The organism is Acaryochloris marina S15 (genome assembly GCF_018336915.1).
GTDB lineage: Bacteria > Cyanobacteriota > Cyanobacteriia > Thermosynechococcales > Thermosynechococcaceae > Acaryochloris > Acaryochloris marina_A.
Genome location: NZ_CP064923.1, coordinates 3,046,036 through 3,066,641 on the forward strand (window position 1 = coordinate 3,046,036; position 20,606 = coordinate 3,066,641).

Genomic DNA, 20,606 nt, shown 5'->3' on the forward strand with positions numbered 1-20,606 from the left:
GTCTTTACATATCTTGATTGAGAATTCTATAGATAAATCGCTACTAAAGAAAAAGCAGACCGTCTTTAATGAAGAAAGGGTATGATCGGCGTAGGAAATATGGTTGTTTGTTCATTACTCTTTCCATTCTTGGAAAGAATTAGCCAAACAGGTCATTTAAGTCCAAAATGTGACTAGATCGGTTTGTTTGAACGACATTACCCAAGATGTCTATACCAGAGGTGGGGGTTAGCTGATGAGTGTCACACACAGTGAAAACAAAAAAGTTTCAGGGTTCACCGAAGAGGACGTAGCTCTACTCGCCAAGCGGTTAGAAGAAGATGACTACGAAACCCCCTTTGCCGCTTTGGAAGATTGGCATTTATTGAGATCGATTGCCTTCCAGCGTCCAGAACTAGCCGAATCTTATCTATACCTATTAGACCTAGAAGCATTCGACGAATCCTAATCCTCATCCTACTTGTGAGCTAATAGCGACCTAGTGTCTTCCCGTATCGTAGTTGGTATCGGTGGCGGTATCGCTGCCTATAAAGTCTGTGAAGTCATCTCAGCATTGGTGAAATCCGGTGCTGAGGTTAAGGCGATTCTAACTCCTGCCGCCCAAGAGTTTATTACCCCCTTAACCATCACCACCCTTTGCCGACAGCCAGCATATGCAGACGCGAGTCTGTGGCAACCTCACCACACTCGCCCTTTACATATTGAGTTGGGCGAATGGGCTGATTTGTTAGTCCTAGCTCCTTTAACAGCCAACACCTTAGCCAAGCTAGCGACGGGATTGGCTGATAATTTGTTGACCAATACCATGTTGGCTTCCACTGCTCCTATCCTGATCGCCCCCGCGATGAATACCACTATGTGGCAACAGTCGGTGGTTCAGCGCAATTGGCAACAATTACTTGAAGATCAGCGGTATCACGCGTTGGGGCCTGCGGCTGGCATGCTAGCTTGCGATACCGTGGGGGAAGGTCGGATGGCGGAACCCGCTGATTTATTGACCTACATCAATTCCCTTTTAGTGACTAAGGGCAAAAGGGATCTAAAGGGTAAACGGATTCTGATCAGTGCTGGTGGAACTCGTGAACACCTCGATCCAGTCCGGTTTATTGGTAATCCATCATCAGGAAAAATGGGGATGGCTCTGGCTTTGGCGGCTTGGTCTCGAGGGGCAGAAGTTCAGTTGGTGCATGGTCCCGTAGCATCCCCATTACCAACCACTCCTCCATTAGAAACGTTAGCCGTGACCAGTTCGGAAGAAATGCGTGCTGCAGTGTTAGCAGCGTATCCTCAAGCTGACTGGACCATCATGGCAGCGGCAGTGGGCGACGTGCAGCCAGCCCACTATTTCCCTGAGAAGCTACCCAAAAAATCTCTACCCACAGACTTACCCCTCAAACCTATTCCTGATATCCTGGCGGAACTTGGACAGCAAAAACAGCCTCACCAAAAACTGATTGGTTTTGCTGCTCAAACAGGAGATATCATCGCCCCTGCTCAAGATAAGTTAGAGCGAAAACGATTGGATGCCATCGTTGCCAACCCTATTGATCAACCCCAAAGTGGTTTTGGCACCGATCAGAATCAAGCCGTATTTCTGGATTCAGCAGGGCATCAGGTGGCTATTCCCATATGCAGCAAATTACGAATGGCTCACCAAGTCTTGGCTCTCATCGATGGATTAGCCTAAACATGGACAAATCTATTCCCTAATCATCACCCTATGGTTCACAATTTATAGGAGGAGGGGTTTGGGATGCGGATTCCGTCACACAGATATACGCATTGGTAATACCATCTTTTACAGTGACGACACCACTAAAACTCCTAGTGTCTGAGCGTTTGGATGTCGCTGTTGCATAAGCTCGGTTAGCATCACCTGAGACAATTTTAATATCGAAAGATTCGTCGTCAAAACGTCCAAGTTGCAACTCTTTATTGGAAGTCGCAAAAGTTGGATTCTCAAGTCGATAAGCCTGTTGGGCTCTATTTACAGCACCAAGCGTACTTTGGGCAGAGGCTTCGCGCGCTTTGGTTGCCTGATTAGTGATGGTATCGACTAAAGAAATGGGTTTGATGTTCTCAGGTAAGTCTGTCTTATCAGAAACTTTTGTGAGTGGAATTTCAAATACTTTGTCCTTGGCCGTTACTGGATCAGGAGCAATAAAATATAACTTTTGATTAGGTTGCAATATGAAGGTAATCGTTTGCCCACTGGTTGGATCAGTAAATTCCCAAGTTCCTGGCCAAGTATTGTTTGTAGACGATTTGTCACTAGTTGGGCTCTCCATAGAACAACTTGCCAACAATAAAAAAGCTGCAGCAGTACTTAATAGAGCCGTAGAATATCGCAATGATTGACAAGGCATAAAGAAGTATCTACCTCTTATGACGAAACTACAATACTTGTCCAATAGATTAGCCTGACTTTAGCCCTTCAATTGAAATGGAGTGTCGTACTCAACCTTTCTTGCAAACAGTGATTAAGACCAAGACTGTCTTTCCGAAGGAAGTTTCGTTGGCAAAAGCAAACCCCAGAGAGACATAAATCATCTGGGGTTACTGTAAATTTAGGAATGGAACGGGCTAGGAGGGATTCGAACCCCCGACACCGTGGTCCGTAGCCACGTGCTCTAGTCCACTGAGCTACAAGCCCCTAAGGGATTATCATCTTACCACAGCCTAACAGTATAGCAAGAACAACTTGTGACAGCTGTCCACATCAGGAGTCCCTTATTAATTATGTCGAATCAACAATCAGCACTGACCCACCTCGATCACCAAGGGGAAGCCCAAATGGTGGATGTTTCAGAAAAGGTCACAACCGTAAGGGAAGCAACTGCCGTAGGCCAGGTAAAGATGAACAATGAAACGTTCGCAGCCATTCAAGCAGGGAATGCACCTAAAGGGGATGTGCTAGGCACTGCTCGCCTCGCTGGAATCATGGCAGCAAAACAAACCTCACAATTGATTCCACTCTGTCATCCCCTGCCACTGAGTAAAGTGGAGGTGTCCATTCAGCCTCATTCAGAGTTACCCGGATATAAAATCCAAGCCAAAGTAAAAACAAAGGCGGAAACAGGTGTGGAAATGGAAGCTCTGACAGCGGTGTCTATTGCCGCTTTAACGCTCTATGACATGGCTAAGGCTTTGGATAAATCCATGCAAATCATCGATATTCAGTTGCTGGAAAAAATTGGGGGTAAGTCTGGGCATTGGCAAGCAGATTCTGTCGATTAGGGATGGTGGGTTGCGATCGCAACTCCAAATCACCCTTACCCATACTTGCAACAGTTAGTCTAACTAGCCATTAAGAAGCAGAATAAAGATTCGTACTCCATTCTCATCAGGCAGGAGAAAATCTCACACAACATTCATCTCTGTTTCAGGAGCCATTCCGTTAGGAAAGTCATAGTACATATAACTGTGAAGATATTTCCAGGAGTAAACCATGCCAGGCCCTACTGTTTTAATCGAGATATACCGTCGAGCTGTAGCATCGAGTTCCGTTGAAGTCGACATAACTAGTAAAGACAGTCCTCTCAGAGATAATGCACTTTTAAACACGTTAACCACCAAGACAGTCGGAATTCCAGTGGAATCGGAAATCCGAGAATGGCTAACGGAATGGTGGCAACCCTAGCCCAATCCCCCATACTGGGTTGACAAGAATATGAGCGTTTTACAAATTCTGTAATATCTGAATTGAGAAAAGGGAGGATCTCATCAAACATTAAGCTCGGGTTCAGTGCATTTTTCTTTAGGGTAGCCATAGTAGACATAGTTCTGAAGTTAATAGCGAGAGCACACTATGTCAGGCCATGAAGTTGTCATCACCTTGTACCGTTGGGCAGGAGCATGGGGACCTTTTAAAGTCAAAATTCCTTGCGGCGAATGCACCCTGACCAAAGATGTCATCCTAGACACCTTGGAACATGAGCTAGCAGGCATTCCCGTCACACTAGAAATCCGCGAATGGTTATCAGAGTGGTGGAAGCCCTTACTCAAAGGCGGATGGCATGCTCCAATTGTGATGGTAAATGATAAGGTCATTAGCCAAGGCCACGCCCTCAACCGAGGATTACTGACAGAAGCCGTGACGGCTGCCTACGCTAGCAAAGCCCCGATTCAAAGAAGTCATTTATTTGGGAAAGAGAGCTGCCCCCACTGCAAACGTGCCAAAGTTTATTTAGACCAAGCAGGTATTCAGTACACTTACCATGATGTGGTTCGCAGCCCCCGCTCACTCTACGAAATGTTGGCACGGGTAAAGCCCCTCGTTGGCCCCAAAACACCGATTACCGTTCCCCAAATTTGGCTGGGAGGGCAATATATCGGTGGTGCGGATCGCCTAGAGCAGGTGATGCATGAGCAAGGATTATTCCGCCCTGAATATGATGGAGTAAAAACGGCTATTCAATCTAGATAAGAACTCGATGGAGTTGGACCCACCAATACTCTAGGACTAGATAAAAGTATTGAGTCAGTTGTTGCTGTGCTTTAGCTTGAACAAGCTTAAGGGTTATATGGATGTATCTTCAGGGAAAACTAGACAATTCATTCAGGCGTGAAGCAATCCCACTGTTTCTTTACCTATGTCAACGATTACTAAAGCTTTTATTCAAGAGCTAGGGAATAGAAAACTAGAAACAGAAGAGCAACAGGTCGTTGAAGAGTTAAATCGGAGAAAAATACCCTACTCCTTTTTCACGGAAAAGCGTATACATCGCCGACAACTCCCTCTTGGTAAACATACCCTTGTGGTCGGCAATCTTCCTTGTATTTTGGGGGCGTTGAAACAACTGAACATTCCTTGGCCAGAACCCAATGACTATCCAATTTGCTTACAGGATTGTTTGCACCGACGGACTTGGCAATCAACTGTATCAGACCTAGCAATTAGACTAGAGAAAGGGGACTATCCTGCCATTTTTGCCAAACCCTGTTCTCGTCGAAAGCAATTTACAGGGGCGATTTTTCAATCTGAGTCTGATTTAGCCCAAGTTTCAGGTGTATCAAAATACGAACCACTGATTTGTTCGGAAGTCGTCAATTGGCGCAGTGAGTATCGAGTTTATGTTGTTCGATCCCAAATCAGAGGGATTCACCACTATGAGGGCGATCCGCTGGTTCAAGTAAATCGAGATACTGTTGAAAAGGCCGTCCGTATCCTTAGGGAATCGGGTGAGGCTTATGCTGGTTACGCGATTGATTTTGGTGTACTCGATTCTGGCAAAACCGCTCTGATTGAAATGAACGATGGGTTTGCCATTGGTGCCTATGGGATTAGTGCCCAAGACTATACTGATATGATCCTAGCGAGGTGGGAAGAACTACTCAGTCAGAGTAAAACCTAGCTAAGATCAGTAGATAGCTGTACCGCCACAAACCCTATTCTGCACGAGTTTCCTTTGTTTGTTCGCGGATCACTTCACTCCAGTTATCATCGTTAATTGCAGACTCCAAATCCTGCCGACGTTCTGCTTCGCTCTGGGGCTGGGTATTGCTTGCTACGCCTAGAGCCATTGCTTTCTGCAATTTCACTTTCTTTTCTTCATAGACCTGCCGTTCTTGAGCCGACATAGCTTGGAGTGCTGCATCTTTAACCGACCCAGCCCATTTGCCGTCTCCGGTATTTCCAGGCGGAAGACTGGGGAAGGCGTCTATCCACTGATCCCGCAACTGCTCCATTTCAGCTCGTTTGGGAAATTTAAAGGGTTGAACTTTTACTTGAGCGCAGATATCCTCACCATGCTGAGAAATATGGCTTTTCAAGGATAAGGAAACATTGCGGGAATAGTTTACATATTGGGGACTGCCGGCTTGATCAAACACAGCATAAACGCCTGCAACCTTGACCTCGCCTGCAGCTTCACACCAAGTAGAGATGGAAATAGGGACTTCTGTGGATTGATCTGTGGTTGGCGTAATCGCGGTGCCTGCCGTATGCTCATCATCCGAACTGTAGAGAAAGTCATGTAGCCCTTGATGGGCTTGTGGTACATTCTGATGCTCGATCGCATTCGGATTTTCGATACCCACAGATTTAGCTCCCTTGCCGACATAACTTTATTATCAGTCATCGTGATCCCTTCATCAGAAAATTTAGCCAAACTTGTCACAGCTTGTCGGTTTCATTCGTCTCCTGTTTAGAAACCCATTTTGGAGCGTTCCCATGACTCAACGATTCGATTTCAGTCAATCCGATCCGAAAGCTTATCAAGCTATGTTGGGATTAGAGACCTATCTCCATAACTGTGGCCTGAAGCCGCCATTGCTGCATTTGATCAAAACACGAGCCTCTCAGATCAACGGCTGTGCCTTCTGCATTGACATGCATACGAAAGAAGCCAGAGCCGACGGCGAATCGGAACAGCGCCTTTATGCCCTGAGTGCTTGGGTAGAAACGTCCTTTTTTACTCCAGCAGAACGGGCTGTCCTAGCTTTAACTGAGGTGGTAACGTGCATTTCGGAGAAAGCCGTCCCCGATACGGTTTATGCCGAAGTGTGTCGACATTTCTCGGACGCAGAGGTCACGAAAATTTTAATGGCAATTGTGACTATCAACAGCTGGAATCGACTGGCAATTGCAGCTCAAATCTTGCCTGGCAGTTACACTGTTGCAGCTGTCGCTTGAACAGAATCATGAGCAACCTAACAACCCAAGTCATAATTGCAGTTGTTATCCATGCCGTGATTAGTGCGCTGCATGGCCTAGCCCACTTCCTGATTCCGGTTCCTATCTCAGTCCCACAAGCCATTTTTATTGGTGGGGTGATTACAGTTCTGCCCATCATTGCTGCACTTTTGATCTGGCAGCAATTGTAAATTCAATATTTCATGAGGTATCGGCTGCTATTCGAGGCTCTGGATCATCCAACATAAACTGGAGCAAATGCTCCCAACTCTCAAAGAGCAAGTATTTGGTCAAAGTCTGAATATCGTGAAAAAAGCCTTGTCGGGTTCCCCGTTGCTTTCGCATGCGTTGATAAGTGGAGTCCACCAAGTGCAAGACGGTATGAAATAAGAATGCCAACAGGTTGAGTACCAATAGCACAGCAGCAAGGTTCTTCTGACCATGACCAAAATTATGTTCTAAGTGATAGCCCTTGGTTTTGAGGACATTGTGTCCTTCATTCTCCGCTTTCCATCGGGCACGTCCAGCACTGACAATCTCGGCCACACTTTGGTCATTGATGAAATGGTGAGTAATGAACGCGTTGTGATACATAGTCTTTCCATCAGCAGCACGAGTAACAGAGACTTCGCACCAGTTGACCATCACTGCTGGTAGCTCCTCACGCAGGGGGATGCGATTGTAATAGCGATACTGACAAATTTCATGATAGCGACCGTTCCAGCCCCGAGTCTCTAGATGCTCAACATCTCCAATACCTTCTAAATACTCTACCCATTCATATAGCTCTGGATGGGAGGAGGGCAAACAGACAAAAATGAAGTTCAACTCATCCTCTAAACAAGTCTCCACCATCGGTTGACGGCTATAGAGGTCATCGCCAAGAACCGTAATCTTGGCTCCGTCAAACCCTTGAGCATGCCCCTTGATCCACCGTTTGGCCGCAGCGGTTTCACTATCCTGTTTCTCCGCACCATCTTGAGGACGAATGAACTCTGGGGCCAGAGAAATGACATGTTCAATTTCCGGACAAACGAGGACGGGCAACACGGCGGTGTGCGTATAGGTGACACTCCCATCCCGATGGGTTTTGGTAGAACACTGATCGCAACAAATCCGGTTTGAGGAAAAATACTCGCTGCCGTCTAGCCCTACCAACAGGTGTCCACCTAGAACCTTATATTGCTCTAGATAACCTCGTCGTAGGAGAACGCTATAAATTTGATAAAAAATGGGAAACAGAAGACGAAATGCGATCAAGTCCAAAACATTCTTGATTTGGTTGCTCGTGGGGAGTTCTGTTAACTCAAAGAGGGCTTGGGCGTTGTCACGACCATGACGACTATGAACATGGCGTTGGTACTCCAGAAACGAAGGACATTGCATAAAGAAGACAGCAAATGCGCCTAATACAATATCTTTGAGACTAAATTTGGTGCCATTACTGGGTTGACGTGGATCATCGAGGTGCTCAATGAGCTGATGTAGCCAGTGCAGTAAGAGAGGGAAATTTAGAACACCTTCATTCATCGTCTGGGGCTCTGCAAGTGTATGAATACATCCTCAACGACTACAACCTAGCTTGCCAAAATTTTGAATTTACAATTGCTGGTGATCTGGAGACAGCGAGTTCAATGGGCATTAACTGTGCTGTTACTATCGATGACAGGATCTTTGCTCTTTGGGCTTTACAACCACTTTGTCGTTATCAGTCCAGATCATATTTCACAGTTGCCTCCGACCCCCTTGGGGGTTTTATTTCAAATAACTGCAATCTTGCTGGCTGTTTCAGAAGGAATTGGTATTGGAGTCAGTCTATGGGGACTCAAGACTCGGTAGCCTCAACGGATGATTTTTTAGAATATCGGTCGCTTTTGTTTGCGATCGCATATCGGATGCTGGGCACCGTTATGGATGCCGAAGATATGGTGCAGGATACATTTCTCAAATGGCAAACCGTATCAAAATCTCAAGTACGGTCTGCCAAAAGCTATCTCACCACCATCATCACCCGACTCTGTATCGATCGCTTGCGATCCGCTCAAGTTCAGCGAGAGCAATATATTGGCCCCTGGCTTCCAGAACCAATCGTCACCGATCTCTCAGCCGATCCCCATCATCGAGTTGAACTGGCTGACTCCTTAACAATGGCCTTTTTGGTCATGCTAGAACGGCTCTCCCCAATCGAGAGAGCCGTTTTTCTATTACGAGAGATCTTTGACTATAACTACGACGAAATTGGGCCAATCGTTGAGAAAAGTGCCGTTAATTGTCGTCAAATTGCTCGCCGAGCCCGTCAACAAGTAACCAAACCACGACCTCGATTTTCGTCTTCCCCCGAACAGCACCAGCAGCTTACCCTGAAATTTATGCAGGCTTGCCAACAGGGAGAGATGGAGGGCTTGCTGCAATATCTAGCTGATGATATTACCCTCTGGTCCGATGGCGGAGGGCATGTAGTTGCAGCCCTCAAGCCCATTCAGGGTGCAGCCAAAGTAAGCGGATTCCTCCGTGCCATCCATCGGTATCAACGCAAATTGGGCCAGATCTCAGCCCTCAATCTAGTTCAGGTCAATGGCCAAACGGGGATTCAGTTCTCGATCTCAAACAAAGTTGAAACGATTGCTGTCTTAGAGACGCTAGGGCACAAGATAACTTCGATCTTTTTTATCAGAAATCCTGAAAAACTGAGGTTAAAGCAAGCCCATCATGCAAGCAGTCTTCATTGAGAAAAATTAAAAATCTCAAGCAAAAAGGTCAATAATGAAGAATAGATTATTTAAGATGTCTTTTACTACTCATAGGTAATATATTCTATGAGGTGATTAGAATACATTGACAAATTACTCAAACAGCGAAAAATCAATCCGTCACTAACAGTAGGTAAAAGTTTTTAGTCAATCTCTGGGGGAACTGTGACTGACCTGCATATCAATGCTTTGGATTTGGCAATGGCTGGGAAATGGCATGAAGCACATGAATTGGTAGAGCATCAATCAGACCAAACATCTTGCCTAATTCATGGCTACTTACATCGTGTCGAAGGAGATTTAAGCAATGCCAGATATTGGTATCGGCGTGCTGGAGAAGGTATGCCAGATAATACTTTGGCCGAAGAATTAAGGTGTTTACATAAGGTCATTTATTCCACTCAGCGACAGCAACGATAGCACCTGTATTCCAGTCTCGATTCCAATAAGCCAGGTGCCAGCCACTTTAGCCTGGACTATAGCCGCTTACATTTCGACTATTACCCAACTCTCAAACAATGTTGATTGTGCTTTTACCCTTCATATAGCCGACGACGTTCGACACACCATAATTCAGCGGAATACTCTGATCAGCCTATATATAGGAGGTAGGAGCCGGTATCAGGTGCCTTCTCTTCTATCACACTCACCTGATACCGGCTCCTATCATGAAGCCCTGAACCAAGCAATAACCTATTCCTGGCCATAAATCTGCTTCTTGCGATATTGAGCATAAAAAATCACATGACGATTGTATTCCCAAACCGTATGAGATAGCTGGCGGCATGACATTCTGTCTCCTTTGATAAAATTAAAGAAGACTTTTTTACCGCGTTATAGGTTGAATCTGACGATTTCAGAGTTCTTAGTGCAGGATTACAGACAATCGTTCGGTCTTACATAGATTTGGGATTAGCAGATTAATCAGGTATTTTGATCTCTGCAATCATCTCGACTATAGAGGAGCAAGCCGATAAAAGCCTCCCTTATCTAGTCCGTAATCGTCTCTAATGAGGAGGACTTAGCAAAAAAGTCGAAGAAAACGCTTCTGATGAGTTAAGAAGCAGCAGCTTCGGATGAGCCATCCCAAGGATCTTCAACAAAAGTGACCTTAGAAGGATCTGTTTCTTGAATTAACTTCATTGCCATTAATTCTTCGATTAACTCAACCAAAGTCTCTAGGGAATTATTGGCTTTAATTAAAAGTTGTTGAAAGGTTGCATTGCCTTTTTGTTGAGCAATGAATTGTAAAAGCTGAAGGGCAGGTTCACTCACATCCTGGTGAACAGTGTAGCGAATATGGGTCAGTGAGGAAAGTTTGCTCCGGGACATGCTAGTCTCCAATAATCATCTGCTAAGGGCTCAATTATGCCATTACTAAAAATGGCATTCTCTATCCTTAGGATGCCCAAAGTTCATAGCGATAATAAAGTCAAAAACAAGATTGTTCTAGGCTAACAACCATTCCCATTTTTAATCTAATACGGTAGTTTTCTATTCCATATTTAGCGGAATCCTCAAGCACAAGGTTCAACCATTCTATCCAATGCAGTCATCCTAGTGATTGCTCATTGGCTAGAAATGGATTGGCATACAAGAGGATAGCCTTTATATCCATGACATTGGACCTATTTCAGAACTATATCGTTTATGATGGTTAGGTCTTCTGTAAGCTAGTGAGTTGGGTCAACCCGTCGCCACAAGCTGGCCCAGACTTCCATAACTGCGTCCGGGGTATAGCAATGTACCTCCGTTGTCCCTATTCCTTGATCTGATGTGATGCTGTCAGGCCTGGTTACCTAACCTTTTTAACTTCCCTATGTCACAACCTACCCTTTCTCGGTTTGCCGATCTTGAGATCGCACCACCGTTGCTGCAAGCCGTTGAAGAAGTCGGCTATGAGTCCCCTTCTCCGATTCAAGCCCAGAGTATTCCACCTTTATTAGCAGGCCGTGATTTACTAGGCCAAGCCCAAACAGGAACGGGCAAAACGGCAGCCTTTGCTTTACCCCTGCTGAGCCGACTGGATCTATCCAAAGCCCATCCTCAAATCTTAGTTTTAGCGCCTACCCGAGAATTAGCGATTCAGGTGGCAGAAGCAATGCAGACCTATGCTCGCCATCTTCCTGGCTTTCATATCGCCACCCTGTACGGTGGCCAAAATATCAGCACCCAGCTCCGACAACTCCGTCGCGGGGTTCATGCAGTTGTGGGAACACCCGGACGACTGATCGATCACCTTCTGCGGGGCACACTCAAACTAGACAACCTCTCAACTATTGTTCTAGATGAAGCCGACGAAATGCTGCGCATGGGCTTTATCGAAGATGTTGAGAAAATCCTAGACGCAACACCGAAAGGGCGGCAGGTCGCTCTATTCTCCGCCACGATGCCCTCTGCGATTCGACGAGTGGCTCAGCGACATCTCAAGGATCCCGTCGAGATTCAAATCAAGTCGAAAACTGCCACCGTTTCGACGGTAACCCAACGCTATTGGCAAGTTCGAGGCCTCAGCAAACTCGATGCCCTAACCCGCATCTTAGAAGTTGAAGACTTTGAAGCAATGCTGGTCTTCGTTCGCACCAAAGTTATGGCAGCCGAATTGGCTGAGAAACTAGAGGCTAGAGGTTACTCCAGTGCGGTCCTCAGCGGCGATATTAGCCAGCCTTTACGGGAAAAAACTATTGAACGGATCAAGGCCGGTCGTTTAGACATCATCGTGGCCACGGACGTTGCTGCCCGAGGGTTGGATGTCGAACGGATTAGCCATGTGATTAATTACGACATTCCCTACGATACAGAAACCTATGTCCATCGCATTGGTCGAACAGGGAGAGCGGGAAGACAAGGGGATGCCATCCTATTTGTGTCTTCTCGGGAAAAGCGGATGCTGCGGTCTATTGAGCAGGCCACCCGCCAGCCTATTCAGCCGATGCAAATCCCTAGTCATGCAGATATCGCCGATCGTCGGATTGTTCAATTCAAGCAGTTGATTACTGACACCATAGAAGATCAGGATCTAGGTTTCTTTGAAGATCTGATCTCCAATTATCAGCAGGAGCAGGACTTGAACTTGCGAGAAATCGCTGCCTCCCTAGCTTATTTAGTGCAAAAAGATAAGCCCTTGGTCCCCCCCAAAGAAGATTTATCGTCAGATGCGGGTCATGCCGTTCAAACCAGTAACTGGGCCGCAGATTTGGGTAAACCCTCCCATCAACAGATGCAGCTATTCCGCATTGAGGTGGGCCGCCAACATGAGGTGAAGCCGAAGAATATCGTGGGTGCGATCGCAAATGAAGTTAACCTCGCTCCTCGCTATATCGGTCAAATCAAATTGTTTGATACCTTCAGTACGGTATATCTGCCAGAATGCATGCCAAAATCTGTTTTCCAACATCTGAAACAGGTCAGAGTCCGGGGACAGAAGCTGAATATTAGTTTGTGCGATAACGAAGAACGGTCTAGAAATCGCTCAGCTAAACCCTCCCACAAGGGTCGAAATAAGAAGCATGCCCACCGTAAAGCAAAGGCCGGGAAAAGCTAAATCCGTCATCATTTCCTTGTCCCTTTCGCCCCGTATAACGACTAGAGTTCAGAGCGAGAGGGACTAAGGAACAGCCTGGATCCGCACAACACTCAAACATAGCCTCGGTTTATTTTCCTAAACCCAGGGAATAGGGGAGTCTGACCTTATAATAGTTCTACAGAACTCGACGAGAACACATCCGACCTCTACTATATGTTTGCTTTAAGCGGCTACGAATATCTATTAGGTTTCTTACTACTGTGTAGCTTAGTTCCACTCTTAGCCCTCAGTGCGTCCAAAGTCCTTCGTCCCAGTAATCAAGGGGCTGTTCGGCGAACAACCTATGAATCTGGCATGGAGCCTGTGGGTGGAGCTTGGATCCAGTTCAATATTCGCTACTATATGTTTGCCCTAGTCTTCGTCATTTTTGATGTAGAAACGGTTTTTCTCTATCCCTGGGCCGTAGCATTCCATAAACTAGGTGTTTTAGCCTTTATCGAGGCCCTGATCTTTATTGCCATCCTGATTGTGGGTTTGGTTTACGCCTGGCGAAAAGGAGCCTTGGAGTGGTCCTAATGAAATCGGATATTCCCTCTTCTTCTTTCTAAAAACTTCTTCTTCATTTTCTAGTGCATATCAAAGGAGCAAACGGTGGCAGAGTCCTCTCCCGAATCAACGCAAGACGAACAATCTGTTGCAGAAGAACAAGCAGCACCCATTATTGAAGCAGGTCCTGTCGCCAAACATCTGACCCAAGCAGGTTTCACGGTTGAAGCCTTGGGAGCCGATCATCTCGGCATAGAAATGGTCAAAGTGACTGCTGATCAGCTCGTGGATGTGGCTACGGCTTTGGTCGATGACGGCTATAACTATCTCCTGTGCCAAGGCGGATATGACTCAGGGCCAGGCCAAGATTTAGTCAGCATGTACCATCTCTTGAAGCTCAGCGACAATGCTGAACAACCTCCCGAAGTCAGAATCAAAGTCTTTCTGCCTCGAGAAGATCCTCGCGTCCCCACTCTGTATTGGGTGTATAAAGCCTCTGACTGGCAAGAGCGTGAGTCCTATGACATGTATGGCATCATCTACGAAGGTCATCCAAACCTGACTCGTATCCTTATGCCTGAAGATTGGGTGGGTTGGCCGTTGCGTAAGGACTATATCAGTCCAGATTTCTACGAACTTCAGGATGCCTATTAAACTCACTCAAACGTTATCTGCTAAAAGAAAAGGCCCTACTAAATTTAGTAGGGCCTTTTCTTTTTACAAAACCAAGATTTTCCTTAGTCTTCCCGACGACCTGCAATAAAGTCTTCGGTCATGTCATAGGCTTCTTGATCCGTGAACTGCTGAGGAGGATGCTTCATAAAGAAGGATGAGGGGGAGTGGAGAATCCCACCTTTCTTAGCTTTCAGCGCTAGTTTGCAGCATCGAATTGCATCAATAGAGACGCCCGCAGAATTAGGAGAGTCTTCCACAGACAAGCGCAGTTCTATGTTCATGGGAACATCGCCAAACAGCTTCCCTTCCATACGAATAAAACAGACTTTATTGTCTTGCTGCCAGGAGACATAGTCACTTGGCCCCACATGAATATCGTGATCGTCTAGGCGATCACCTAATACTGCCTGAACCGCTTCGGTTTTCGACTCTTTCTTCGAGGCCAGGCGGCTGCGATTAAGCATATTCAGAAAGTCTGTGTTGCCACCTGTATTGAGCTGGTAAGTCCGCTCTAACTTCACGCCACGCTTCTTAAATAAGTCAGATAGCGTGCGGTGGGTAATGGTGGCACCCAGTTGGGCTTTAATGTCATCTCCAACAATGGGAAGATTATTTTGCTTAAACTTTTCGGCCCACAGAGGATTGCTAGCGATAAAGACTGGAATGCAATTGACAAAGCCGACGCCTGCATCAATTGCACATTCAGCGTAAAAGTTCGTCGCTTCTTCCGAACCTACGGGTAAATAGTTGACGAGAATCTCGGCCCCAGAGTCTTTAAGGCTTTTGACAATATCTGCTTTAGAAGGTTCTGCTGCCTGACTAAGAATAAACGTATATTCAGGCTTGTGATCGCTCATATGCTCAGAGAAGCCATCCAAGATTTTACCCATAGAGACTTTGACACCACTATCGGGAAGGTCTGAGCAAAAGACAGTGGTGCAGTTAGGTGCAGAAAAAATAGCTTTAGAGACATCCTGACCAACTTTGCGTTCGTCAACATCAAAAGCCGCAACGACTTCTATATCGTGGGGTTTAAACCCACCAATGTCCCAATGCATAATGCCAATGGCGTCTTCAGGGCTTTTGGTTTTGTAATACTCAATCCCTTGAACCAGGGAGCTTGCACAGTTGCCAATCCCTATTATCGCTATCTTGATCTTTTCCACTAAAACTTATCTCCTTCGCAGAATTTAGGGTTTCGAGCAACCTGTTTGTTATCCAACCAAATGGCCGTAATGTAAAGCCCATCACCTAATAATTTTGATGGCAGCCAAACAGATACATTCTTTTGCGAAAAACTGCATAGAGCCGATCGCTGCAATCCCTGAATATCAACAACTTTCTGGTGAAACAGTTCAAGATTCTGATGAAAACATCCTTCCCAGGTAAATACAACGACAAAAGACTAAAACAAATGTTCCAACAGCCAAGGTTCCTATGGGATAAGAACAAAATTTGGGTTGGATTCTCGCTTTAGTCTAGGTCCAGCATGCCAAGGAGGAAGATCAAATCTGTTCACCTAGTATGTTAGGGGATAACGATCTAGCGCATATCCCTGCACTCTACTAGAAGATAGTAACTTAGCTTTCACCATTCGTTAACCGGAGTTAACCAAAAACCTATGGTAAACCGAAGAGGTACAAAACAGAAATAGATTTTTCAGGTGTTGGTAGGGTTTCCTCATCCTTTGGCGGAGGCTAGTCTTCTGGGGGTGAGGTGGAATGAGTTGAAGATCACACTGCTGTAGTGTGTCCAGTTGGTGGAGAAGGGTTGAGTCAGTCCGGGCCAGGGCAAGGGGTATACAGGTCCGATTTCTCTGACATGTGTCGCATAACATACAGAGTCTATATCCTTAACAATGGGTAGATATTGAAGGATCACACAGGTGAATCAATATCTCCTGATCTACTGACAAATCAACCAAACAATCGTGGGTTAGGTATGGTTTGATGCTCAGCTAAGTTTGCCAGCCTTTGCAAATTTAGCAATCTCAATTAGAAAAAGCGGTTGCCTTAACTACAAAAGTAGGATTTGGGCAACGTTAGATTTTGGGGAGCTGGTCAATCTCAAAATACTGATAGAACTGATTGGTCACTTGCACTCGGTAAGACCGTCCAGTCGATAGACGACGTCTTTGCACAAATCCCTGATCCATTAGGTCATGGACATGCTGATAGGCGCCTGATCCTCTCAATTCCACCAGATCGGTTTGGGCAATGGGACCTTTTAAGGCAATGGCAGCTAAGGTTCTTAAGGCTCCAACTCCTATATCAACAGGAACCAGCGTATTCACCATACTTTTATAGGTTTGACGCAGTTGGAGGCTGTAGCCAACATCGGTTTCAACAATTTCTAGGGCACTATCCCGGTGGGCATAATCTTGCATCAGTTCGATCAAGGCATCTTCAGCATCATCGCGATCGCATTGAGCGTATTCCACAATTTTGCTGAGGGTCAACGGTTGGGCTTTTAGGTAGAGAATGGCCTCAATCACCGTTGCTAAACGGGTGGATGCGGCTGTTTCAGTAGTGCCAACCACAATAAATGCTCCTCGATCAATGCAGGGGGAAAGACAATCTGTATTGCGCCAATGATAGCTTCTCTGCTCGCGATCGCAACCATAGGTAAGGATTTTAATCCAAATTGCGTCCCGTCAGTTCCACCAAAATATCATCTAGGTTTGCAGGACGAAATCATCCCCACCCGATCGTTTTGATGCTCTAGAGTGTCCTGGGCTGCATCTGGGGTGGGGAAAAATTGATCATCCCATTGAGAAAGGCTACTTTCTTCTACCTGTTTAACCAGTAGCCCCTCTCTATGCTGCTTTTTGAGTCCTGCTAGAGTGCCGTATATTTCTCCAAATTAATTGCTCAAGATAGACCGTTAACCGCTGGTACTTGGCTATAGATTTGGGAAATATGGTGAAGTGAAACCGATGAATTCATGGATGTGATACGATAAATTGTTCCGCCGACTTCATCTCCTTTCGGTTAGGTGGCATGTAGTCCACCAAGATTCGAAGTCCATCGTCCTTGTTGAGGTATTTATGGCTAAGCGCCGCAACCTAAAGAAAGAAAAAGCCTTGCGAAATCAAGCTTATGCCCGAAAGTTTCGTAAGCGTTCAGGCTCTGGCCGCTTTGGTCGACGTCAGTATAATTCTAATCGTCAAGAATCCACTTCGGACAATCAAAACGGAGAGAATCAGGAATCTAATAATTCTTCTGATAATACAGCCACCGCTTCAGATTAGTTTTTGCTAACGTCGCTATTCTTTTTCGGGGTTTACTTTTTCTCGAACAGGATTAGCTTAACTTGAGTATCCAAGGATAATGTGGTCTTTGGATGCTTTTGTGTAAGTATCACCTGTACTTGGTCCATACTCAGCTCTGTTCCTAAGCAGCTTCTTCACCCAGTCTTTCTCAGGTTTCTCAGCAAACCCTCTAACTCTTCTCAGATTAGTTCTTTCATCTTTTCAGGAAAACATCATGGTTTTCTCAGAGTAAAACCCTATGATGCCGACAAAAGAATGGAGAGGAGTATATTAGATGGGATAGATTTCTAATACTGTTCATTACACAATTAAACGGGTTCTTTCGCCATTTCTTATTATCCTTTGCAAGCTTAAATTAGAGTTGTCACCCTCACAAAAGCTTAGGGGTACCATCGCAAGAAGACCGAGAACCGTTAAGTCCAAGGGGAGACTATGCAAACCATTCTTGCTGGGGATATTGGAGGCACTAAAACCATTCTGCGCCTAGTCAAAGCAGAACCATCGCTTTCCCAACACTCTATTCCCCAACTGACAACGCTATCTGAACAGACTTACCCAAGTCAGGACTTTTCAGACTTAAGCCCTATGATTGAGCAGTTTCTGGCCCAATCCGAGGCAGGAACTACAACCCAAGCAGCCTGTTTTGGCATTGCTGGCCCTGTCATCGATGACACCTCAGAGCTCACTAACTTATCTTGGTCTTTGAATGCTCGTCGTCTGGAGTCGGAATTTGGTATCAATCATGTTGCCTTGATCAATGACTTTGCTTCAGTGGGATATGGCATTTTGGGCTTAGAAAAGCAAGACATTGCGACGCTGCAGGCTGCACCTGCAAACCCAAAAGCACCCATTGCCGTCATTGGCGCCGGTACTGGCTTAGGGGAAGGATTCCTGATACCAGATGCTAAAGGCTATCATGTCTTTCCCAGTGAAGGAGGCCATGCAGATTTTGCCCCCCGCACGCCTATTGAGTTTCAACTCCTTGATTTCTTGCGAGAGAATATGAAGCTAGAACGGGTTTCTGTGGAACGGGTCGTGTCTGGCACAGGGATTGTCTCGGTCTATCGATTTCTGCGGAGTTTAGGTCAGCATCCAGAGTCATCTGAGATGGCCCAGGTCTTTCAAGCTTGGGAGCAAAGAGGGGATCAACCCGATCATTTAGTTGATCCGGCAGCTGCGATCGCACAAGCCGCATTGCAGAGCACAGATCCCCTCTGTCAAAAAACCTTGGCCCTCTTTGTCGAAGCCTATGGGGCTGAAGCTGGAAATTTAGCATTAAAGCTTCTACCCTATGGAGGGCTGTACATTGCTGGGGGCGTAGCAGCTAAAATTTTGCCCTTACTTCAGACAGGGGCATTCCTCAAAGCATTTCAGACTAAGGGACGAGTGAGTCCTCTCCTCCATAAAGTTCCGATTCATGTCGTGCTCAATCCCAAAGTAGGGCTAATGGGTTCCGCCATCTACGCAGCCCAGCTCTCAGCAGATTCTTAGAATTTATCTGCATAATGGTTGCGTTGATTTTGACTGGTCTGGGAAAGAGTTTTTCGTTTCTATACCTATTTAATCCTGAGGAGTTTTCGCAATCCATGACACAATCTTCTTTTTCTGGTGTGAACATCCCCCCCATGGATGTTCATAATCGCAAGCTCATCAATAACGTTCATCCTCCAGATTGGGTGAATCCTACCCCAGTTGAATGTTATGACCTGGTTGTGATTGGATCGGGAACAGCGGGTTTAGTCACTGCAAAGGGCGCAGCAGGTCTAGGCGTCGGCCTGAAGGTCGCCTTAATCGAAAAGCACTTGATGGGCGGAGATTGCTTGAATGTAGGTTGCGTGCCCTCCAAGTGCCTGATCCGATCCGCCCGAGTCGCCGCTGATATGCGGGACTCTGAGCCCTATGGGATTCATCCGCCAGCCCAGATAGATATCGACTTTCAAGTAGTCATGGAGCGGATGCGTCAGGTTCGTGCTCGCATTAGTCCCGTGGACTCTGCTGCTGCTGCCGCTAAGTCTGGTGTAGATATGTATTTGGGAGAGGGCAAATTTACAGGTCCCAATACAGTATCCGTAGATGGGAAAACCCTCCGGTTTAAAAAGGCCGTGATTACCACAGGTGCAAGGGCCGTCAGACCCCGAATTGAAGGGATTGAGGAAGTCGGGTATCTCACCAACGAAACGGTTTTCTCCCTAACGGAACTACCGAAGCGCCTTGCCGTGATTGGGGGTGGACCCATTGGCTGTGAACTCGCCCAGTCCTTTCACCGCTTAGGCAGTCAAGTGGTGCTCTTCCACAGAGGCTCCCATCTCTTGAATAAAGAAGATGCCGATGCCGCAGATATTGTGCAGCAAGCCTTTCTCAAAGAAGGCATTAAGCTGGTGTTAGGCTGCCAAATGAGGCGAGTTGAACAAACTCCCGCAGGGAAAGTGATTCACTTCATTTGCGATGGCCGAGCAGAATCCATTGTCGTCGATGAAATATTGGCCGGTGCAGGTCGTGCTCCCAATGTCGATGGATTAAATCTCGAAGCTGTTGGGGTTGAGTATGATAGCCGCAAAGGCGTTGCCGTCAACGATCACCTTCAAACCACAAATCCTAAAATTTATGCAGCTGGGGATATCTGCATGAACTGGAAATTTACCCATGCTGCCGATGCTGCTGCCCGCATCGTCCTCAAAAATACCTTATTTTCCCCCTTTGGCATTGGTAAGTACAAACTCAGCGATCTGGTCATGCCCTGGGTGACGTTCACGGATCCTGAAATTGCCCATGTCGGCTTGTATGAAGGGGAAGCCCAGGATCAGGGCATGGATGTCAACACTATTAAGATCCTGTTTGATGATGTGGATCGAGCCCTCGCGGATGGGGAAGAAGAAGGTTTCGTCAAAATTCATCTGGCCAAGGGATCGGACAAAATCATCGGAGCCACCATCGTTGCCCGTCATGCTGGTGAAATGATCAGTGAAATTACAACGGCCATGATTGGCAAAGTGGGATTGGGAAGTATGGCAAGCGTCATCCACCCCTATCCCACCCAGGCATCTGCCATTAAACAGGCTGCAGATGCTTACCGTCGAACTTTACTAACAGCCAGAACCATTAAGTTCTTGGGACTGTTAACCAAACTCTCCTAGGGTTGGAAAGTCTCTCAATCACTCTGAAATTTTTTGGCGCAAACTTACAGTCAGGTATTGCCTGACTGTA

Annotated in this window: 22 protein-coding genes and 1 tRNA gene; 16 read left to right on the forward strand and 7 right to left on the reverse strand. The window is 46.2% G+C overall.

All coding sequences use genetic code 11. The features are described from left to right. The first annotated feature begins 235 nt into the window (after nt 1–235). Both isiD and coaBC read left to right on the forward strand, forming a co-directional pair. Entirely contained in the window at nt 236–448 is a 213-nt protein-coding gene (gene isiD / locus I1H34_RS14080) for a protein IsiD (protein WP_212661723.1), read from the forward strand. A 33-nt stretch (nt 449–481) separates the two neighbouring features. Further along, entirely contained in the window at nt 482–1,687 is a 1,206-nt protein-coding gene (gene coaBC, locus I1H34_RS14085) for a bifunctional phosphopantothenoylcysteine decarboxylase/phosphopantothenate--cysteine ligase CoaBC (RefSeq protein WP_212661724.1), read from the forward strand. A 31-nt stretch (nt 1,688–1,718) separates the two neighbouring features. Here coaBC and I1H34_RS14090 read toward each other — a convergent pair whose 3' ends face one another. Both I1H34_RS14090 and I1H34_RS14095 read right to left on the reverse strand, forming a co-directional pair. Then, on the reverse strand, nt 1,719–2,288 hold the full coding sequence (locus I1H34_RS14090) for a type IV pilin-like G/H family protein (RefSeq protein ID WP_212661725.1): 570 nt from the start codon (nt 2,286–2,288) through the stop codon (nt 1,719–1,721). A 291-nt stretch (nt 2,289–2,579) separates the two neighbouring features. Next, nucleotides 2,580–2,653, reverse strand: a tRNA-Arg gene (locus I1H34_RS14095). Between the two features lie 86 nt (nt 2,654–2,739). Between I1H34_RS14095 and moaC the strand changes: the two genes are divergently transcribed. The 4 genes from moaC (at nt 2,740) to I1H34_RS14115 (ending at nt 5,354) form a co-directional block, all read left to right on the forward strand. Next, nucleotides 2,740–3,237 carry a cyclic pyranopterin monophosphate synthase MoaC gene (gene moaC, locus I1H34_RS14100; RefSeq protein ID WP_212661726.1) on the forward strand — a complete coding sequence of 166 codons (498 nt, stop codon included), beginning with the start codon at nt 2,740–2,742 and terminating at the stop codon, nt 3,235–3,237. A 211-nt stretch (nt 3,238–3,448) separates the two neighbouring features. Next, the gene (locus tag I1H34_RS14105) at nt 3,449–3,640 is read left to right on the forward strand and encodes a glutaredoxin (protein WP_212661727.1); all 192 of its coding nucleotides are present in this window, start codon (nt 3,449–3,451) and stop codon (nt 3,638–3,640) included. Between the two features lie 168 nt (nt 3,641–3,808). Next, nucleotides 3,809–4,426 carry a glutaredoxin family protein gene (locus tag I1H34_RS14110; RefSeq protein WP_212661728.1) on the forward strand — a complete coding sequence of 206 codons (618 nt, stop codon included), beginning with the start codon at nt 3,809–3,811 and terminating at the stop codon, nt 4,424–4,426. A 166-nt stretch (nt 4,427–4,592) separates the two neighbouring features. Next, the gene (locus tag I1H34_RS14115) at nt 4,593–5,354 is read left to right on the forward strand and encodes an ATP-grasp domain-containing protein (RefSeq protein ID WP_212661729.1); all 762 of its coding nucleotides are present in this window, start codon (nt 4,593–4,595) and stop codon (nt 5,352–5,354) included. 34 nt (nt 5,355–5,388) lie between these two features. On the opposite strand, the gene I1H34_RS14120 is transcribed toward I1H34_RS14115, so the two are convergent. Next, nucleotides 5,389–6,039, reverse strand: a complete 651-nt coding sequence (locus I1H34_RS14120) for a GIY-YIG nuclease family protein (RefSeq protein WP_212661730.1) — start codon at nt 6,037–6,039, stop codon at nt 5,389–5,391. A 133-nt stretch (nt 6,040–6,172) separates the two neighbouring features. Here I1H34_RS14120 and I1H34_RS14125 point away from each other — a divergent pair, with 133 nt between their 5' ends. Then, complete coding sequence (locus I1H34_RS14125) at nt 6,173–6,634, forward strand: carboxymuconolactone decarboxylase family protein (RefSeq protein WP_212661731.1); 462 nt, start codon at nt 6,173–6,175, stop codon at nt 6,632–6,634. 8 nt (nt 6,635–6,642) lie between these two features. After that, nucleotides 6,643–6,825, forward strand: coding sequence for a hypothetical protein (locus I1H34_RS14130; protein WP_212661732.1), 183 nt, complete (start codon nt 6,643–6,645; stop codon nt 6,823–6,825). Between the two features lie 10 nt (nt 6,826–6,835). On the opposite strand, the gene I1H34_RS14135 is transcribed toward I1H34_RS14130, so the two are convergent. After that, nucleotides 6,836–8,164 (reverse strand): ISNCY family transposase, encoded by a 1,329-nt coding sequence (locus tag I1H34_RS14135; RefSeq protein WP_212661733.1) that lies wholly within the window; start codon nt 8,162–8,164, stop codon nt 6,836–6,838. Between the two features lie 287 nt (nt 8,165–8,451). Here I1H34_RS14135 and I1H34_RS14140 point away from each other — a divergent pair, with 287 nt between their 5' ends. Together I1H34_RS14140 and I1H34_RS14145 are read left to right on the forward strand one after the other, a co-directional pair. Beyond that, nucleotides 8,452–9,363, forward strand: coding sequence for an RNA polymerase sigma-70 factor (locus I1H34_RS14140; RefSeq protein WP_212661734.1), 912 nt, complete (start codon nt 8,452–8,454; stop codon nt 9,361–9,363). Nucleotides 9,364–9,549: 186 nt separating this feature from the next. After that, entirely contained in the window at nt 9,550–9,804 is a 255-nt protein-coding gene (locus I1H34_RS14145; RefSeq protein WP_212661735.1) for a hypothetical protein, read from the forward strand. A gap of 636 nt (nt 9,805–10,440) precedes the next feature. Here the strand turns inward: I1H34_RS14145 and I1H34_RS14155 are convergent. Beyond that, nucleotides 10,441–10,716, reverse strand: a complete 276-nt coding sequence (locus I1H34_RS14155; RefSeq protein ID WP_212661736.1) for a hypothetical protein — start codon at nt 10,714–10,716, stop codon at nt 10,441–10,443. A 487-nt stretch (nt 10,717–11,203) separates the two neighbouring features. Between I1H34_RS14155 and I1H34_RS14160 the strand changes: the two genes are divergently transcribed. The 3 genes from I1H34_RS14160 (at nt 11,204) to I1H34_RS14170 (ending at nt 14,110) form a co-directional block, all read left to right on the forward strand. After that, a complete protein-coding gene (locus I1H34_RS14160) occupies nt 11,204–12,928 on the forward strand; it encodes a DEAD/DEAH box helicase (protein WP_212661737.1) in 1,725 nt (574 codons plus the stop codon). Nucleotides 12,929–13,123: 195 nt separating this feature from the next. Then, the gene (gene ndhC, locus I1H34_RS14165; RefSeq protein ID WP_212661738.1) at nt 13,124–13,486 is read left to right on the forward strand and encodes a photosynthetic/respiratory NAD(P)H-quinone oxidoreductase subunit C; all 363 of its coding nucleotides are present in this window, start codon (nt 13,124–13,126) and stop codon (nt 13,484–13,486) included. A 75-nt stretch (nt 13,487–13,561) separates the two neighbouring features. Next, a complete protein-coding gene (locus tag I1H34_RS14170; RefSeq protein WP_212661739.1) occupies nt 13,562–14,110 on the forward strand; it encodes an NAD(P)H-quinone oxidoreductase subunit J in 549 nt (182 codons plus the stop codon). A gap of 83 nt (nt 14,111–14,193) precedes the next feature. Here the strand turns inward: I1H34_RS14170 and I1H34_RS14175 are convergent, their stop codons facing one another. Further along, nucleotides 14,194–15,297 carry an inositol-3-phosphate synthase gene (locus I1H34_RS14175; protein ID WP_212661740.1) on the reverse strand — a complete coding sequence of 368 codons (1,104 nt, stop codon included), beginning with the start codon at nt 15,295–15,297 and terminating at the stop codon, nt 14,194–14,196. Nucleotides 15,298–16,172: 875 nt separating this feature from the next. Continuing rightward, nucleotides 16,173–16,670, reverse strand: coding sequence for an SMC-Scp complex subunit ScpB (gene scpB / locus I1H34_RS14180; protein WP_212661741.1), 498 nt, complete (start codon nt 16,668–16,670; stop codon nt 16,173–16,175). Between the two features lie 507 nt (nt 16,671–17,177). Here scpB and I1H34_RS14185 point away from each other — a divergent pair. The 3 genes from I1H34_RS14185 (at nt 17,178) to I1H34_RS14195 (ending at nt 20,536) form a co-directional block, all read left to right on the forward strand. Beyond that, entirely contained in the window at nt 17,178–17,381 is a 204-nt protein-coding gene (locus tag I1H34_RS14185) for a hypothetical protein (RefSeq protein WP_212661742.1), read from the forward strand. Nucleotides 17,382–17,834: 453 nt separating this feature from the next. After that, nucleotides 17,835–18,893, forward strand: coding sequence for a glucokinase (locus I1H34_RS14190; RefSeq protein ID WP_212661743.1), 1,059 nt, complete (start codon nt 17,835–17,837; stop codon nt 18,891–18,893). Nucleotides 18,894–18,988: 95 nt separating this feature from the next. After that, nucleotides 18,989–20,536: a mercuric reductase gene (locus tag I1H34_RS14195; RefSeq protein WP_212661744.1), complete on the forward strand. Its 1,548-nt coding sequence runs from the start codon at nt 18,989–18,991 to the stop codon at nt 20,534–20,536. The last annotated feature ends 70 nt before the right edge of the window (nt 20,537–20,606 follow it).

Coding starts and splice junctions, on each gene's coding strand:
- isiD (WP_212661723.1), top strand. CDS start 236: ATGAGTGTCACACACAGTGAAAACAAAAAAGTTTCAGGGTTCACCGAA.
- I1H34_RS14090 (WP_212661725.1), bottom strand. CDS start 2,288: ATGGAGAGCCCAACTAGTGACAAATCGTCTACAAACAATACTTGGCCA.
- moaC (WP_212661726.1), top strand. CDS start 2,740: ATGTCGAATCAACAATCAGCACTGACCCACCTCGATCACCAAGGGGAA.
- I1H34_RS14105 (WP_212661727.1), top strand. CDS start 3,449: ATGCCAGGCCCTACTGTTTTAATCGAGATATACCGTCGAGCTGTAGCA.
- I1H34_RS14110 (WP_212661728.1), top strand. CDS start 3,809: ATGTCAGGCCATGAAGTTGTCATCACCTTGTACCGTTGGGCAGGAGCA.
- I1H34_RS14115 (WP_212661729.1), top strand. CDS start 4,593: ATGTCAACGATTACTAAAGCTTTTATTCAAGAGCTAGGGAATAGAAAA.
- I1H34_RS14125 (WP_212661731.1), top strand. CDS start 6,173: ATGACTCAACGATTCGATTTCAGTCAATCCGATCCGAAAGCTTATCAA.
- I1H34_RS14130 (WP_212661732.1), top strand. CDS start 6,643: ATGAGCAACCTAACAACCCAAGTCATAATTGCAGTTGTTATCCATGCC.
- I1H34_RS14135 (WP_212661733.1), bottom strand. CDS start 8,164: ATGAATGAAGGTGTTCTAAATTTCCCTCTCTTACTGCACTGGCTACAT.
- I1H34_RS14140 (WP_212661734.1), top strand. CDS start 8,452: ATGGGGACTCAAGACTCGGTAGCCTCAACGGATGATTTTTTAGAATAT.
- I1H34_RS14155 (WP_212661736.1), bottom strand. CDS start 10,716: ATGTCCCGGAGCAAACTTTCCTCACTGACCCATATTCGCTACACTGTT.
- I1H34_RS14160 (WP_212661737.1), top strand. CDS start 11,204: ATGTCACAACCTACCCTTTCTCGGTTTGCCGATCTTGAGATCGCACCA.
- ndhC (WP_212661738.1), top strand. CDS start 13,124: ATGTTTGCTTTAAGCGGCTACGAATATCTATTAGGTTTCTTACTACTG.
- I1H34_RS14185 (WP_212661742.1), top strand. CDS start 17,178: ATGGCTAAGCGCCGCAACCTAAAGAAAGAAAAAGCCTTGCGAAATCAA.
- I1H34_RS14190 (WP_212661743.1), top strand. CDS start 17,835: ATGCAAACCATTCTTGCTGGGGATATTGGAGGCACTAAAACCATTCTG.
- I1H34_RS14195 (WP_212661744.1), top strand. CDS start 18,989: ATGACACAATCTTCTTTTTCTGGTGTGAACATCCCCCCCATGGATGTT.